The organism is Vibrio cyclitrophicus (assembly GCA_023206055.1).
Classification (GTDB): Bacteria; Pseudomonadota; Gammaproteobacteria; order Enterobacterales; family Vibrionaceae; genus Vibrio; species Vibrio cyclitrophicus_A.
On the sequence record CP065367.1, the window covers coordinates 792,517 to 808,685 of the forward strand.

Sequence of the window (16,169 nt, forward strand, 5' to 3'; positions counted from 1 at the left end):
ATAGCCAGCCTCTGCTGGCTATTTTTTTACCCGCTATTCAGAGATTTAAGGTAATATTCCCCTTCACTATTTCTACCTAAGACACCCCCTCAATGGCTCTTAAACCGACAATCTACAAGTTTCGTATCTCTTTAACCGATATGAATCGCGACTATTACGACTCTTTTAATCTAACGGTTGCACAACACCCTTCAGAAACAGAACAGCGAATGATGGCTCGTATCATGGCTTTCTGTATCAATGCGTCTCCTGAACTTGAGTTCACTAAAGGGTTGTCTAGCATTGAAGAACCCGATTTATGGCAGAAATCGTTAGATGATCAAATTCTAGAATGGGTTGATGTGGGCGAACCGGATCCAGAACGTGTTAAGAAGGCAACTCGCCTATCTAAATCAGTGCGTGTATTCAGCTTCAACACCAAGTCGAACGTTTGGTGGGAGCAGAACAAAGGTAAGTTCGGTTACCTAAAAGCTCAAATCGTTCGTTTGGATAACGAAGGTATCGAGCAATTAGCCGCAATGACACAACGCACAATGGATCTTTCAGTAATGCTGTCAGGTAACTCTGCTTTCGTAAATAGCGACACGCAATCAGCTGAAGTAACGTGGGAAGAGCTACAGAGTAATGACTGAGCTACCAACTAACAGTCAGCAGAAACTTGAAGCAAACCAGCAAGCCAAAACTAAACTCTACGTTTGTTTGAAAGAGTCTGGTTTAGACTCAGTAACTGCGATTGCGACAGATTTTGAAAAAGAGCTAGCGTCTTTTATCGACGCAAATCATGCCCTGTTTAAACACGCTTGTGAGAATAAGCCTGATAACTCGTCGCGTCAGACATTGCTTGGCTTGTTGACCAAAGAGCATATCGATGCAAGCTATCGTTTTGAGAGTAATAAAGACGCTAACGAAGCGATGCAAAGTGTCTTCGATAATACAGTAGGCAGTGAGCACGGCGACAAGTTTCAAAACTCTAACGCTCAGCAGTTAAAATTAGTGACGCATTTATGGTTGTTCATTCAAGGACGACTAGGAATGGATTACAGCCTAGCCAATGATCATGCTGCTGTAGCCGCGACGCTACTGTCTCGCATTTCGAGAAGCAGTGATGATGAGATTCGCGTAGAGTTCATGGCGAGTTTTTATGATGGCTTGAACATCTATCAAGCAGAGAACAAACCATCTGGTATTGTTCATCACTTAAAGCGTTTGTTTAATCTTTCTTAAGTATTCCACCAGCTGCTGTATCCAAGTTGCGCTTTACACCCTGTAGAGCGCATCTATTTCCAACCACCGTTTCCATTATCAATTATTCGCATAAGAGCAGATTCCCTATTACGCTCGTTCCTCACTTTAGGGAATGACGAATGTGTGTGCTCCAAATTTATTGAGTGCGTTTCACCTAAACACTTACACAGATAAACAGACATACAAAATATCCCCTCTATTCTCAGATACACCTGGATAAACTCGTCGAAACACTTCTGCATTAACACGCCAATATTCTTCGTCATCCCCGAGAAAGAGGGACGACTGAGTCGGGGATCTCATACGAAATCAGAAAACCACACTTACTAACAGATTCCCTACTCGCTCATTCTCAATCATTGTAATTAACTTTACTACAAGTACAAAAAAGCCCCGCGAGTGCGAGGCTTAGAATCTTGGTTGTCGATTTACTGAGGCTAAATCGTACTTATCACATCACAAGGCAATTAACGCAGGCCGTGTAAGAACTCGTGGCGCGTTGCTGGGTTTGATCTGAAAATACCGCCCAGAGCTGTCGTTGTCGTCTCGCTGGTTGCGTCCATTACACCGCGAGATTTAACGCAATAGTGAACCGCATCCATGGTTACAGCAACGTCATCAGTTTCGAGTAACGTTTGAAGTGCAACAAGGATCTGCTGAGTCATACGCTCTTGAACTTGTGGGCGCTGAGCAAAGAATCGAACAATACGGTTAATCTTTGAAAGGCCGATAATTTTCCCACGAGGGATATAAGCGACCGCAGTCTTACCATCAATCGTCACTAAGTGGTGCTCACAAGTACTGGTCACGGTAATGTCTTTTACACGTACCATCTCACGAACGCCCATCTTGTTTTCAATTACAGTAATTTTAGGGAAATTGGCGTAATCCAAACCAGAGAAAATTTCATCCACGTACATTTTGGCAATACGTTGCGGTGTTTCTTCCAGACTATCGTCCGTAAGATCAAGTTCAAGGAGAGTGAGAATCTCACGCATATGGTATTCAATTCGTTCCTTTTTCTCTTCTCGGCTAACCTGGTTTGGACTCATTGGCGTCTCTAAACCACGGCTTGCTAGCGCATCTTTAACCAACTTCGCTGATTCGCTAAGACCTGACATTGAACTTCCTCTTTTATTACCCCTTCTGGATGGCAAACAAGGATACTCGGAATTTTGAATAAATACACCCATATTTTAAGGGAGGTCATTATTTACGGGGCTTAAACTGTGCTAGAGTGGCTAGAATTTCGTTGGCGAATCAGGTGTTCTGATCACTTTCAATCACCATTGCTAACCACAAAATCAAAACAATAACGATCAAAGGATTTCAATTATGGGCTGCTGCGACGCTCCGGGCTTAATGCCAATTGAAGAAGCACTAGATAAGCTGCTGTCACCAATCAAACCAATCCAAACAACCCTGACTCTGCCACTTGCAGATGCATTGGGTTACGTACTTGCTGAAGATATTCTTTCCCCTATTTTCGTACCTCCTTTTGATAACTCAGCAATGGACGGCTATGCACTGCGCTTAGCAGACCTTGAGAACGGTAAAGTGCTACCATTAGCAGGCAAATCTTTTGCAGGCCAGCCATTCGAAGGTGAATGGCCAAGCAATACCTGTATTCGCATTATGACTGGCGCAAAAATCCCTGAAGGTTGTGACGCTGTCATCATGCAAGAAAATACTGTCGAAACTGACGGTGGTATTGAGATTCAACAAGACGACATCAAGCTGAACAACAATATTCGCCCTACTGGTGATGACATCAAACAAGGTGATATCGTTCTTAGCCGAGGTGAACGTTTAACACCTCGCGACATTCCAATGATCGCCTCACTCGGTGTGAGCCACGTGACTGTTGCGCACAAACCTAAAGTCGCTTTCTTCTCGACCGGTGATGAGCTAAAACCGTTAGGTCAACCGCTTGAAGATGGTCAAATCTACGATAGTAACCGCTATGGCATTAAACCGCTGATCGAAGCATTCGGTTGTGAAGCGATTGATCTAGGCATCATCCCCGATTGCCCTGCAACGCTTAAAGAAACCTTTGTAAAAGCTCAAGAGTTAGCAGATGTTGTCGTGACATCTGGTGGTGTAAGCGTTGGTGAAGCAGATTACACCAAAGATATTCTTGAAGAACTTGGCGAAATCGGCTTTTGGAAACTGGCAATCAAACCGGGCAAGCCATTTGCATTCGGTGAATTGGATGATGCGTGGTTCTGTGGCCTACCGGGCAACCCAGTATCTGCAATGATGACGATGTATGTTTTGGTTCAACCGATGTTGGCTAAACTGGCAGGTCACACAGCATGGACGGCACCAGAGTCGATCCCTGCTATTACTAAATCTGCATTCAAAAAAGGCCCAGGCCGTACTGATTACCAACGTGGTATCTACTCGATTGAAAACGGTCAGTTTGTCGTAGAAACAACAGGCAACCAAAGTTCAGGCACTTTCCGCTCAATGAGCTTAGCAAACTGCTTTGTGGTTCTAGAGCGTGAACGTGGCCGTGTTGAAGTTGGTGAAACGGTTCAGATCCAACTGTTTAACTCGACGCTTTACTAACGAGGCTTACTGATGGAAATACTGTCTGACGCAGAGATGCTTCGCTACAACCGTCAAATCATCCTTAAACAGTTTGATTTTGAAGGCCAAGAAGCTCTGAAACAGAGCTCAATCTTGGTTCTGGGTGCCGGTGGCTTGGGTTGTGCCTCTGCTCAATACCTTGCGACTGCGGGTGTTGGTAAGCTGACACTGATCGACGATGATGTTGTTGAGCTTTCAAACCTGCAGCGACAAGTGCTTCACACCGATGCTGACATTGGTAAGAAGAAGGTGGATTCTGCCGCTGAGTCTTTACAGGTTTTAAACCCTCACCTGACGATTGAAACTGTCAATCACCGACTTGATGACGAAGCGCTAGCAAGTTTAATCGAAGCACACTCTCTTGTTCTTGATGCTAGCGACAACGTTGAAACACGCAATCAATTAAACCGCTTGTGCTACACATCAAAAACACCACTTGTTTCTGGTGCTGCTATTCGCATGGAAGGTCAGATTAGCGTATTCACTTATCAAGATGAAAACGCACCGTGTTACCAGTGTTTAAGCGCGCTATTTGGTAACGCAGCACTGAGTTGTGTTGAAGCAGGCGTTATGGCACCTGTTGTTGGTATGGTAGGCGCTGCTCAAGCTTTGGAAGCGATTAAGGTGATTGCTAAATTCGGGCAGCCAAAACAAGGCAAACTTTTAATTCTCGATGCCATGTCACACAGTTGGCGCGAAATGAATTTGATGAAGATGCCGGGCTGTTCAGTGTGTCGATAGACTAAACCATATCCCCTCCTATCGAGAACCTAAGCCTTGACTAAAAGTCAGGGCTTTTTTAGGCCTCAACATCAGCGTTTCAAATCGCTTTATCAATTTGAAATACTCTATGAGAAATTAGTTTCATTTGAGTTCTCATTTTGAGAATACAATGACAAACCTAAAAACAAAAAAATAAAAAAATAAAAAAATAAAAACACTAAAAATCAACAAGTTAAAATTGGCACGTGACTTGTAAAAGTATCTGTACCTTCCATCACAAGGATGTAGATATGAGAATTACAACGTTAAGTTTGCTATTAAGTGCGCCTCTAGTCGCCAACGCAACACCATTCGACACTTGCCCCAGTCAGGCTTACCTCTTTCAGTCTAAACCCGTCGAGGTTTGGGGTGTAAACCTAGTGACAGGTTCAACCACCCTGTTAGAAGACGACACGGGTATGAATGCCAACATCAACGGCGTCGGTTTCGATTTCGAAGACAGATATATTTATGGTTATGACACCACCAACAAACGCTTGGTGCGTCTTGGCAAAGACTTCCAAGCAGAAATTATCAATACCAGTGGCTTACCAACCGATCACACCTTTTATGTAGGTGACGTATATGGCCACGTTTACTACTTATACCGCACGGGCAAAGGGCTATTCACCGTTGACCTATCGCCGTTAGACGCCGACCCAAGCGCGACTGTTACAGTTAACAAAATAGCTGGGAGCCCGGCAACCGTAAAACTGACTGATTTCGCCTTCCATCCAAGTGACGGTTCTTTGTATGGTATTGATAACGATTCGGGTGGCTTATACAGCTTCAACCCTACAACTGGTGCAGAAACCTACATCGGTGACACCGGAGAAACAGGCACATTCGGTGCGGGTTATTTCGATGTAAACGGCTATTACTACGTATCTCGAAATCAAGACGGGAAAATCTACCGAATCAACCTATCTCCCGACAACGCGACCAATATCGCAGCAGGGATTGTTCCAGCGGTTGAATTTGTATCGAATGGCCCAGCTTCTGGTCAAAATGACGGCGCTCGTTGCGCGAATGCGCCTGTTGTTGATGAAGATTCCAACATCGACTTCGGTGACGCTCCAGATACATACCTAACGTTATTAGCAAGCAACGGCCCTCGACATGAACTGGATGGCGTGACGTGGTTAGGTACAGATGCGCCCGACGCCGATCTTGATGGCTATGTAACTCCGCAGTCGGATGAAAGTGTTGGCATTGATGATGAGTGGGCAAACGGCGGTATCGGTTTTGTTACTGCGCTTGAAGCCGGGCTTGATTCGAAGGTGGTGATTGAAGCTTCTACAACCGGTTACCTTTCAGCTTGGATAGATTGGAACCAAGATGGCAGCTTCGATGGCGCCAACGAACAAGTGTTTACAGATTACCTGTTAGATGCTGGTGAAAACGATCTGTTCTTAAACGTCGATATCAACGCACTTACTGGTACTACGTGGGCTCGATTTAGATTCAGTCAACAAACCAACCTAAGTTACTTTGGCGGTTCAACCTCTGGTGAGGTGGTCGATATTCAAGTCGATGTTCTTAACGATGGCGCCACCGCTCGTTACTTCCCGAGTGCTTCTGGCTACGCAACGCTCGCATACGAAGATAACTGGCCATATAAAGCTGACTACGACATGAACGATGCTGTTCTTATGTATCGTATTACCGAAATCCTTAAAGATGGAAAAGTCGTTAAATCTACGATCGACGGCCGCTTAGCAGCTGTCGGGGCAACGTACAGAAATGGTTTTGCTGTTCGACTTCCTAACTTAGACCTGAGCTTAGTGAGTAGTGGTAGCTCTTACATGAAACACAATGGTGTATTTACTGACCTTGACCTAGAAGATGGACGTAGCGAAGCAATCTTTGTTATCGCCAATGACCTGACAGAAAAAATCAGCACTGGTTGTACCTTCTACCGTACCAGTAATGGATGTAAAGAAGATGAGCAGTTCTCATTCCAAGTTGGTATTTCTTTAGCCGGTGACGGTGTGAGTACAGACAACTGGACCGATATGCCTTACGACCCGTTCATTTTCGCAACGCCTGGGTATTATCACGGTGAAAACCTACCTCTTCATCCAGGACGTAGCTGGGAGGTTCACTTGCCAGACCAAGCTCCAACCGAGGCATTTGACACTACTAACCTCTTTGAAGCTGGATTAGGCGTTGATGACAGCAATCCATCAACAGGTAAATACTTCAAAACAGCAGAGAACCACCCTTGGGCGCTAATAGTGACATCGGATGACGAATGGGAGTGGCCTCTAGAGTACGTCGATATTGTTACCGCTTACCCAGAGTTTAAACAATACGCAGAATCCGGCGGTGAGACGAACCAAACATGGTATCAATCACCTGCAGACAACCAACGTTACGAACCATAAGGAGAGACGTTATGACTATTCACACTAAACAATATCGAGACAATCATTGCGTTGATTCAAATCGCAATCTCTCTGAGGAAAAACGTATGTCTGTACAAAGCACTTGGAACATGAAAAAGTCACTAGCCGTTATTTTAGCTTCAGCGCCATTAGTATTAGTCGGTTGTGGGGGTGGTGGCGGTGGGGGTGGGGGTGGCGGCAGTGCATCTACTCCATCGACATCTACACCCACGACACCTGCAACACCGTCGACTCCGGTCAGTACAGTGACTGCACAAGGTTACACCATGGAGGATTTAGTTGTACCTGACGGATTCAATTATGACTCTGTTGAACAGTTTGATCTCGACATCGACATCAGCAACATTTCAACAGACCGTTCTTTTGTGACCGTCTACAGCCGTTTTAGTACAAGAGATGACTCAACCTTGAAGCCAGATTACTCCAGTAAAGTCATTGCAGGCCCATTGGACAATGGTGTGTTCGCTTCCAACTTTGCAGCACCGGTAAACCATGAAGCCCTCTTGATAGAGATTTGGTTTTACGATGGTCAACCTCCATTACAACAAGTGGTTTCAAGCGGTGATTCTCAGATAGTTTGGTAGTTGATGGCGGCACTAAAATCTGTAGAACTAAAAGTGAGCAGAAATGCTCACTTTTTTGTTTTCGTCGAATTGCAGTTAATTCAGCTTTCTTAGCCAGTAGCATTCACTTTACCGCCAATCTCACTTATATTTTCAATATAACCTTCAAAGACTTACTCTCATGAAACAGTTAAAAATAGGTCTAATTATCTTAATGTTTGGCGTAGGCGTATTAATTGCCCTTGCCTATTTCCCGCTAACCTCTGAGACGGGACAACGCATTCAAGCCAAAGTGATTTCGAACACACTGACTCAATCCTTAGATGGACCCAGGCGTTATCTGACGGTTCAGACAAAAGATAATGACGTATTTCGGGTCTCTATTGCTCCTGCCACAGACTGCCCTATTGATTCTGTGGTCGCGCTTGATACATTAAACAATCAAATAACCGGACAAAGCAGTTATCAGTTCATCCACTGTCGAGCCGCACAGTAGCTATCGATACAACAACTGTATTCGCAAAAGCAACAGTAATCGCTCTAACACTGTATTTGCTATAACAGCAAGAAACGCTAAAACAACAAGAATGGATATAACAATAATGAATCAGCCACTCATCTCACCAAAACAACTTCAACAACGTTTGCTAGCAGAAGACAATATCATCCTCCTCGACGCCAGTATCGAGTTTCAAATTCCAAGCGAGTCAGAAAAAATCAAAGGACAAATGATTCCTGAGGCTATTCGTTTTGACTACGACAAAGACTTTTGTAACAAGCATACTCTACTTCCTCACATGTTCCCGACCGAAAAACACTTCAACACTCGCGCAAAAGAAATCGGCATCAATGAAGACAGTACGATTGTGGTTTACGATAACTCCGGAACCTTCGCTTCTCCTCGTGCATGGTGGATGTTTATGGCAATGGGGCACAACAATGTATATGTCCTAGATGGCGGTTTACCCGCTTGGATCGAAGCCGGTTACGCGACAGAGACGGACTATCGCACCGAAGTAAAAGCGGGCAATTTTGAAGGTCATACTCAAGATAACTACTTTGTCAGTGCTCAGCAGATTGAAAGTTACTCGACGGACAAGAGCGCAAACATCATAGATGCTCGTTCTCAAGCTCGTTTCGATTCAGAAGTTCCTGAACCACGTGAAGGCTTACGGAGTGGCCATATACCGAATTCGATTTGCCTACCATTTGCCCAAGTACTCGATAACGGCAAGTTGAAGCCTCAAGAAGAGCTTGTTGATATCTTTTCAACGTTACAATTAACGCCTTCTCAACCTATGTTCTTTAGCTGTGGCTCTGGCGTAACAGCCTGTATCATATTATTAGCCGCCAAACTCGCTGGCTATACAGGAGAAATGGGCGTTTACGATGGTTCATGGACGGAATGGGGTGCTAACGACAAACTCCCTATCGCCGTGACTAAAGAGTAATTCAACTTCGCTTACTGCCACTGTTAGAATATACTGCGCTTGCATAAAGAGCTTACTGATAATGATGACCTCACATTAATGAAGTAAGCCTTTATGCCGCAGTTAACGCTATGTTCGTTTGAGACCAAGATTCGATCAACGCTGTTTGATTTTTATTCCACATCAACTTGTTAACCATAATTTGTGATTAATCATAAACTAATCGTTATCGACGTTATGAATACTAATATTTCACTCAAGAATCTCTGCTCGTAGTCGTTACACTATTTAATCATTGATTCTTTCATCATTGATGTTTGTATCTTTCGTTGCATGAATCACGCTGACGACCCAACAGTTTGTCACTTGCAGTCTGTTAAAAGTAGTAACCAACAAAAGGCATCTCATGGCTCTATTTAAGAAAAATATCTGGTCGCTGTACGCGTTTATCGTACTACTGACCCTGATACTTTTCGCCGCGTTGGGGGTAACAAACTGGAAAGCAAACAGAGACGACTTCATAGAGCAGCAACACATTCAGGTTGAGCTATTTTCGAGCTCAGTCAACTCGCTGCTGACAAGTCAAGAAGCCTTATTAGAAGTGGTTGGCCACCAACTGGCTCAACAGTCTGATTTTACACGTACTGCGTCTATCCAAATTAGGCCCATTTTAGACAAGCTACTTGAGACCCACCCTGCGATAGCTGCGTTTGGCTTGTTGAACACCGATGGTGACTACCTCTCGATCAGCTCAAATCTCCAGCTTGCTAATCAAAAGAACTTGCTGCAATACGCGCCAACGAGAGACTCCTTTTTAGACGCCCTCTCAAGCAGTAGCATGGTGCTTGGCCGTACCTATTTTCAAGAATCGTTGAATAGCTTGGTTATCCCGCTGAGAAAATCCATTTCAATCGATGGCAAGAAAACCGATGCAGTAATGACCGCAGGGCTACGATTAGACGACACGATCGTATTTGAAAATAATGCTCACGCCGGAAGTTTCAATACACTAAGTCTGATCAGAGCAGACAGCTATCGCCAATTTTATTCGAGTGATATCGAATCTGAGAGTGCGTATTCCTCTCCAGTAAGCAAAGATGTCATACAGCAAATTACACGCATATTTACCGACCACTTCGGAATTAGTGTGCAAGAAGCAATGAATGGACAAGAAACCTATTCTTTTGTCGTCGACGATGAACAATACCACTCTTTAATGAGCGCAAAATACATCCCAAATTACAAATTATGGGTGGTAGGACGTACGGACCTAACTCACGTCGATAGCTTATTCGTACAAGAGTTCAGCATTCTTTTCGTTGCCTTTATTTTTCTTCAGTTTGGTTTCTACTTTTTGGTTAAATCGATTGCAAAGAACGAACAACGCACTCGTAGCCAACTCATTTACCAAGCTAACCATGATCCATTAACCTCTCTACCAAACCGTTTGTACATGCGTAAAAATATTGGCAAATGGATTGAAGATGAATCTGAGCAGTTTTCGCTATTGTTTATCGATATCGATAATTTCAAGTGCGTCAATGACACCCATGGGCATGACTTCGGAGACAAGGTTCTCAAACAGATCGCTTTGCGTTTGATGAGGTTCAGATCTCGCCTCAGCCTATTGGTACGTGAATCAAGCGATGAGTTTTTATTCTTAACGCCCTTGTCGAATGAAGCTGAGATTAAACGACTCGCCAAGCGCATTATTGAAGTGCTTTCTCAGCCTTATGAAGTTGAAAATGCTCAGTTCCTGTTAGGTTGTAGCATCGGTATCGCGCGTTTCCCTGAACACGGAAAAGATCTAGATAGCCTGTTACGTTCTGCAGATATTTCGATGTATAAAGCGAAGCAGCAGCAAAACTCATACAGTATTTTCACAACAGAAATGCAAGATGCGCACCTCTACAAAATGAAAGTAGAACAAAGGTTACGCATCGCTATCGACAAACAAACGCTGTTCATGGTTTTCCAACCGCTAGTTCGTGCAAATGAAAGTATTCATGGAGTAGAAGCACTCGTTCGCTGGATTGATGACGAATTGGGTTTTGTTCCGCCGGATGTCTTTATACCGATAGCTGAGAACACAGGCTTAATGCAAAAACTGGGTACTTTTATTATTGAGTCTAGCATTATGCAGATCGCGCACTTGCACCGAACAACAGAACAAAAGATCGGGCTGTCGATCAACATATCAGTGCGTCAGTTTTCTCATCAATCCTTCTCTGAACACTTGTTCGCGACACTAGATAAGTATCAACTCTCTCCTAGCTGTTTAACGCTAGAAATTACGGAAAGCTTGTTCATTGAAGATGTGATTTTGGTTAAACCGACTTTTGAAGCCCTGAAAGAGAAAAATATAAAGATCTCTTTAGATGATTTCGGCACTGGTTATTCGTCACTGAGTATGTTGAAAGCACTGCCTATCGATGAACTTAAAATCGATAAGAGCTTTATTGAGAACATTGCTGTCGATCAGCAGTCACTGACTATGGTGCAAAACATCATCGCAATTGGTAAGAACTTCGGCATGGTGGTATTAGCAGAAGGCGTAGAATCGAACGAGCACTTCGCTATTCTAAAGGCATGTGGATGTGACTTGATGCAAGGCTATTACTTCTCTCGCCCTATTCCTTATGATGCGCTTTGTCAGTTTTTAACCCCGAGTCAAACAGAAGAAGGGGATTTAGCCGTCTGTTTAAGTTAGTTTTTTTGCTTTAACTTTTTCGATATAAATTATCGATACGCAGCTTATGTTGATGTTAAAACTAAATCTGAAAGCGCATTACGAATATTAGTTTGAATAAGGCAATGTCTGGCTCCACAAATTACTATCTAACTTTTTTTGGTACCCATAAGCGTACAATTTTTGCATATACTCTAAACTAAATGAGCTGAGATCCCCCATCGAAAAGTCATCATTTATATAAGCTAGATTGAAACCAATTTGGTTACGTTCACTGTAGTTATAAATATGCTCTATATCACCGATACTTTGCCGACGAATCAAAATCGACAACGCACGATAAGAAACTGACGTTAAGCCATTCTCAATCTCTTCAAACTCAGGTTTAAGAAAACCATTACGTATAACGTAAATGTTCTTTTTTATATTTTGAGGGACAAAGGTTTTTTGAAAACCCTGTGGAATAAGAAAAACTTGCCTTGAAACACCACCATCCACATGCAGTTCGTCGACCGTTCCTCCCTGATATGGCAATGTAATTCGAGTAGCAGGGAATAGCCCAGGAACGGCACTGCTAGCAATAATGATATCTTGTATCAACTGTTGAGCTTGAAGCGTACCGAGCTGGGCAATTTTGCCAACGTCCCAAATCGCCATTTTTTCATTGTCTAAGCTTGTTGTCGCGATAAGTAATATCCGCCCTTTGCTTCTCTCAACAGCAAGCTGATTGACCATTAAAGTGTCAACAGCATCACGGACTTTGAATTCAAAACCACTAACATCCACCATTGAATTTCGGAAAGGTAACTGAAAAATTGAGTTACGTTTAAACATTTCATCGGCTGTCGTTCGCGTATAGTAATTTTTCAGTTTTTGATCGTATTCACTGCCTAAAAATGCAAATATCGACACAATCGCGCCCGTTGATACCCCTGTAACAACATCAAATTCGGGTCGAGTTCCACTTTCAGTCCATGCGTTCAAAACCCCCGCAGAGAAAGCCCCATTAAACCCGCCACCTGACAGCGCAAGATGGTTTACCTGCCCGGACTTGTTACTGTGTTCAACAAGAGATTCTATAGCGTGACTAAAATCGTAATTATCAGCCGAGATCACGGATTCATCCCAAAACCTCAAACCCGGCGTGTCTAAGGGGTTTAGCCGCTCGGAATTTAATAAGACGTTACGTTCAGGTGTTTGGGCGCAACCTGATACCAACAACACGAATATGACTATAATGAACAACGCAGGTTTTGGTGTGATCAATGCAGTGTCTCTTTCAGGCTTATACAGCACGATTTACCACCTTATACTCAAGTATTTTCTGCATCAATAAGATAAATAGAGCACTGATCACTACTGCGATAAAAATGGAGCTAAATCGATATAAAATCGAGAAAAAGGCATCTTGTTCACCGGGAATAAGTACGGTTGTCAACGGCACCGTTAACGAAGCCATCGCTGAAGATGCTAAGGCCGACTTAAGCTTGCCTTGTGTGTGCCAATAACAAAATGGTCCCATCGCAATCGTGAATAAGAGCCAGTATAAAAATGCATTTTCGTACCATTGACCCAATGTTAACTGCACCGCTAAGCCTGCAGCACATCCTGCTGCGGTGCCAATCACTCTCACTTTGGCCATATCAACCGCGCCAGCACAAGTTAAAGGTGCCAAGATCACCAATATTGACGCGTAGGCCGCGGATGAGTCATACAATTCAACGACTTGAAAAATAATAAAAGATAACATCACAATAACCCAAATCACTATGAGTTGTGTGACGTCATACTGAATAGGGGGTTCTACTTCACCTTTCAGATTACCAGCGGGCTGCTGTTGATGTGACTCTTGGCGTTGCTGATATTGCTCATCACAAATCGGATCAGGAAATAACCAATACGCTATTGAGCAGATAACAATATTCAATAAGCAATAAACCCCGATGGTAATTGAGATTTGCTCGACATCGATAAAGTCATAACTATTTAGATGCAGTAAAATAGAAATAACAATCAGGCCCATATAACCGACAATAAAGGTCTGCTTATTTGTCATGGCGATGCATTTAAACAAGAACACCAAAGCCACAGCAGTCAGTAAAACAAGAGGATAGCTGCCTAATGCTCCCCACAGTACATTGGCTTGAATGATTGACCAAATAGCGCTAACGAAAATGATCAGTAACAATGGTAAGTTCAAGCTGTCGCTGATGCTAAGAACAAAAAGAGGCAGTAAGATTGCCAAGAAACCCAAATCCCAGCCCATAGTCATACTGACAGCCAGACCGAAAGAACAACCAAACCATATTCGAAGTGTCTTCATCGCAACCGCCTAATAGATGAAATGAAACCAACTAATCAACCGGATACGCATTTTTGCTACGAATCGCCAAAAACGGTTGTCGTTTGAGTACAAAGCGAGCGTTGCGCGCGAACCTACGAATAACGGGCTTGGTAATGCTTCATCACTTTGCAGGTTAATTCGAGTACGCTGTGCATCTCGTACCCAACGGTTGTTTCCTTCAATCTGAGTCAAAGTCCCATTTGGATTTTGGTGTCCAGAAGCTACACCTAAATCTCGACTCGCTACGCGGTAGTCAAAAACCTTCCCAGGATGAGCATCAAACGTAACCAGCGCTCGATAACGTTCTTGCACGTGAGCGACCGACTTTTCTCTAAAGTCTGCAGCGACCCACATAGAACCGTCAGATATCAAGGTAATCAGCGGCATATTCGCGTTCGCCATTGCGCCAACTTCTAAACGCAAGTTAGTCACAACCCCTGCACTTTGTGAGCGTACAGTGGTGTTGGTCAAATCAAGTTTTGCTTGTCTCACACGATTATCAGCCAACAATACATCTGTTGTTGGTATACCCGGTTCTCCTAAGCGAGCAACCAAAGTACCAAGATTATGTTGCTCAATCTCTAGTACTGAACTTGCCACTTGATACTGCTTGAACACATTATCCAAATTCGATTTTGATACGGCTTGGTTTTTAGCAAGCTCAGCAACTCGTTGGTAGTCTGCACGCGCATTCTCGTAGCCAGCTTCAGCTCTAGAGATACTGGCCATCGCCATCTTTTTCTGAGCGTATAGAGATTTTTCTTGTTCTTGGGCTGCTTTCAATGCGAGTTCTGCTTGCTCTAGTGCTATGACATATTTGCTAGGGTCAAGAACAAACAATATATCACCCTTTTCTACCGCTTCGTTGTTCTTGACGAGCACTTGAGTGACTCTACTTGTCACTTCAGGCGCTACTTGCACAACTTGACCATAAACGCGCCCCTCTGTCGTAAAAGGAGCTCGACGGTCAGCGACAATTAAATACACAAATGAGACAATAAACACACTAAACAAAATCTTCATGATGCGCTGAAATACCTGTTTTTGCTGCATAACATGTCCTAATCCAAAATATTTTGTGCAATTATAGTCATAATTAAATCGTTCTGGTATGCTCATAAAAAGCCCCCATTTGAGCTAAAAATAGGACAATGAAAGCAAATTTTGACGATATCCGACTTTTTTCCCAAGTTGTACTTCATGGCGGAATAAGTGCAGCAGCTAAAGCAAACAATATGCAACGTTCAAAGGTCAGTCGTCGCTTAAAAACGTTAGAATCCTCTTTAGGTACAGAGCTATTGATTCGTACCACACGGAATATAGAGCTAACTGGGGCTGGGAAACATTTGTACGAATTGGTGGCTAAGCAGGTTTATCACATTGAACAAGGCGTCGAAGCCTTGCAAGAAAGTCAACGTGATTTTAATGGCCTATTACGCCTCGCCATTCCGTCAGCTTTAATGAGTTCTAGTATTTTTAATTCCACTATCGAAGGCTATTCAGCACAGTTTCCCAATGTACAAATCGAAATTGAAAATTACCAAGACTCGGTAGACTTAAAGCGGCAGGGTATTGATCTACAGATACTGCCTAATACGGTCGAGATTATCGACGATAGTTATGTTCAATTTAGCTTGTTACATTATGGCTCAAGGCTTATCGCGACCAAACAGTATCTCGATACTCACCCATTCTGCGACAACTTAAATGACTTAAAACTTCACCGTATTCTATCTAATCGATACAGTGCTGATTTTCTTGATAAATCCACTCAAATCCATTTAAAGTCCGATGATCTAAACCTGTTACTCAAGTTAGCATTGCAACACCAAGGGATAGCCTTTCTTCCAGATATCTATCTAACGCGTTCAGGAGATGAATCCAACCTAGTACATGTTTTACCAGAGGTTGCTTTCCCAAAGTTAAGTTTGACCATGATCTACCCTTCCGCGAATTCGTTATCGAAAAAGACTCGCTCATTTATAGACCTATTTAAGTTAAACCTGGAACAGGCTATAGCAGCAAATTAGTAGTTCAAACAACGGGAAGGAAATGATGTTTGTGGTGTTCTTTAAAGTTGTAGTTACGTGATGGAAAAAGGGAACTGGTACCAGCTCCCTTTCATTTAATGACGAT

General features: G+C 43.3%; 14 protein-coding genes. 10 read left to right on the top strand and 4 right to left on the bottom strand.

The genetic code is table 11. From position 1 onward, the window contains the following. The first annotated feature begins 92 nt into the window (after positions 1 to 92). Both ITG09_19250 and ITG09_19255 read left to right on the top strand, forming a co-directional pair. Complete coding sequence (locus ITG09_19250; GenBank protein ID UPR55063.1) at positions 93 to 632, top strand: YaeQ family protein; 540 nt, start codon at positions 93 to 95, stop codon at positions 630 to 632. Beyond that, positions 625 to 1,224: a hypothetical protein gene (locus ITG09_19255; protein UPR55064.1), complete on the top strand. Its 600-nt coding sequence runs from the start codon at positions 625 to 627 to the stop codon at positions 1,222 to 1,224. The genes ITG09_19250 and ITG09_19255 overlap by 8 nt, the downstream gene beginning before the upstream one ends. Before the next feature lie 488 nt (positions 1,225 to 1,712). On the opposite strand, the gene folE is transcribed toward ITG09_19255, so the two are convergent. Then, a complete protein-coding gene (folE, locus tag ITG09_19260) occupies positions 1,713 to 2,366 on the bottom strand; it encodes a GTP cyclohydrolase I FolE (GenBank protein ID UPR55065.1) in 654 nt (217 codons plus the stop codon). A gap of 214 nt (positions 2,367 to 2,580) precedes the next feature. On the opposite strand from folE, the gene moeA reads away from it, so the two are divergent. From moeA to ITG09_19295, 7 genes are all read left to right on the top strand, one after another. After that, entirely contained in the window at positions 2,581 to 3,816 is a 1,236-nt protein-coding gene (gene moeA / locus ITG09_19265) for a molybdopterin molybdotransferase MoeA (GenBank protein ID UPR55066.1), read from the top strand. A gap of 12 nt (positions 3,817 to 3,828) precedes the next feature. Beyond that, positions 3,829 to 4,578: a molybdopterin-synthase adenylyltransferase MoeB gene (gene moeB / locus ITG09_19270; protein ID UPR55067.1), complete on the top strand. Its 750-nt coding sequence runs from the start codon at positions 3,829 to 3,831 to the stop codon at positions 4,576 to 4,578. 272 nt (positions 4,579 to 4,850) lie between these two features. Further along, complete coding sequence (locus ITG09_19275; GenBank protein ID UPR55068.1) at positions 4,851 to 6,986, top strand: LruC domain-containing protein; 2,136 nt, start codon at positions 4,851 to 4,853, stop codon at positions 6,984 to 6,986. A gap of 11 nt (positions 6,987 to 6,997) precedes the next feature. Beyond that, on the top strand, positions 6,998 to 7,591 hold the full coding sequence (locus ITG09_19280; GenBank protein UPR55069.1) for a hypothetical protein: 594 nt from the start codon (positions 6,998 to 7,000) through the stop codon (positions 7,589 to 7,591). 160 nt (positions 7,592 to 7,751) lie between these two features. After that, on the top strand, positions 7,752 to 8,066 hold the full coding sequence (locus tag ITG09_19285; protein UPR55070.1) for a hypothetical protein: 315 nt from the start codon (positions 7,752 to 7,754) through the stop codon (positions 8,064 to 8,066). Positions 8,067 to 8,172: 106 nt separating this feature from the next. Further along, entirely contained in the window at positions 8,173 to 9,021 is an 849-nt protein-coding gene (locus ITG09_19290) for a sulfurtransferase (protein ID UPR55071.1), read from the top strand. Between the two features lie 385 nt (positions 9,022 to 9,406). Next, positions 9,407 to 11,710, top strand: coding sequence for an EAL domain-containing protein (locus tag ITG09_19295; GenBank protein UPR55072.1), 2,304 nt, complete (start codon positions 9,407 to 9,409; stop codon positions 11,708 to 11,710). An 87-nt stretch (positions 11,711 to 11,797) separates the two neighbouring features. Here ITG09_19295 and ITG09_19300 read toward each other — a convergent pair whose 3' ends face one another. Genes ITG09_19300 through ITG09_19310 form a run of 3 tightly spaced genes read right to left on the bottom strand, consistent with a single transcriptional unit; the run spans position 11,798 to position 15,086 of the window. After that, positions 11,798 to 12,985 carry a patatin-like phospholipase family protein gene (locus ITG09_19300; protein UPR55073.1) on the bottom strand — a complete coding sequence of 396 codons (1,188 nt, stop codon included), beginning with the start codon at positions 12,983 to 12,985 and terminating at the stop codon, positions 11,798 to 11,800. After that, a complete protein-coding gene (locus ITG09_19305; protein UPR55074.1) occupies positions 12,975 to 14,012 on the bottom strand; it encodes a DUF2955 domain-containing protein in 1,038 nt (345 codons plus the stop codon). Before ITG09_19305 ends, ITG09_19300 begins: the two co-directional genes overlap by 11 nt. A gap of 9 nt (positions 14,013 to 14,021) precedes the next feature. Then, positions 14,022 to 15,086, bottom strand: a complete 1,065-nt coding sequence (locus ITG09_19310) for an HlyD family secretion protein (GenBank protein ID UPR55075.1) — start codon at positions 15,084 to 15,086, stop codon at positions 14,022 to 14,024. Positions 15,087 to 15,184: 98 nt separating this feature from the next. On the opposite strand from ITG09_19310, the gene ITG09_19315 reads away from it, so the two are divergent. Next, on the top strand, positions 15,185 to 16,063 hold the full coding sequence (locus ITG09_19315; protein UPR55076.1) for a LysR family transcriptional regulator: 879 nt from the start codon (positions 15,185 to 15,187) through the stop codon (positions 16,061 to 16,063). Positions 16,064 to 16,169 lie beyond the last annotated feature (106 nt).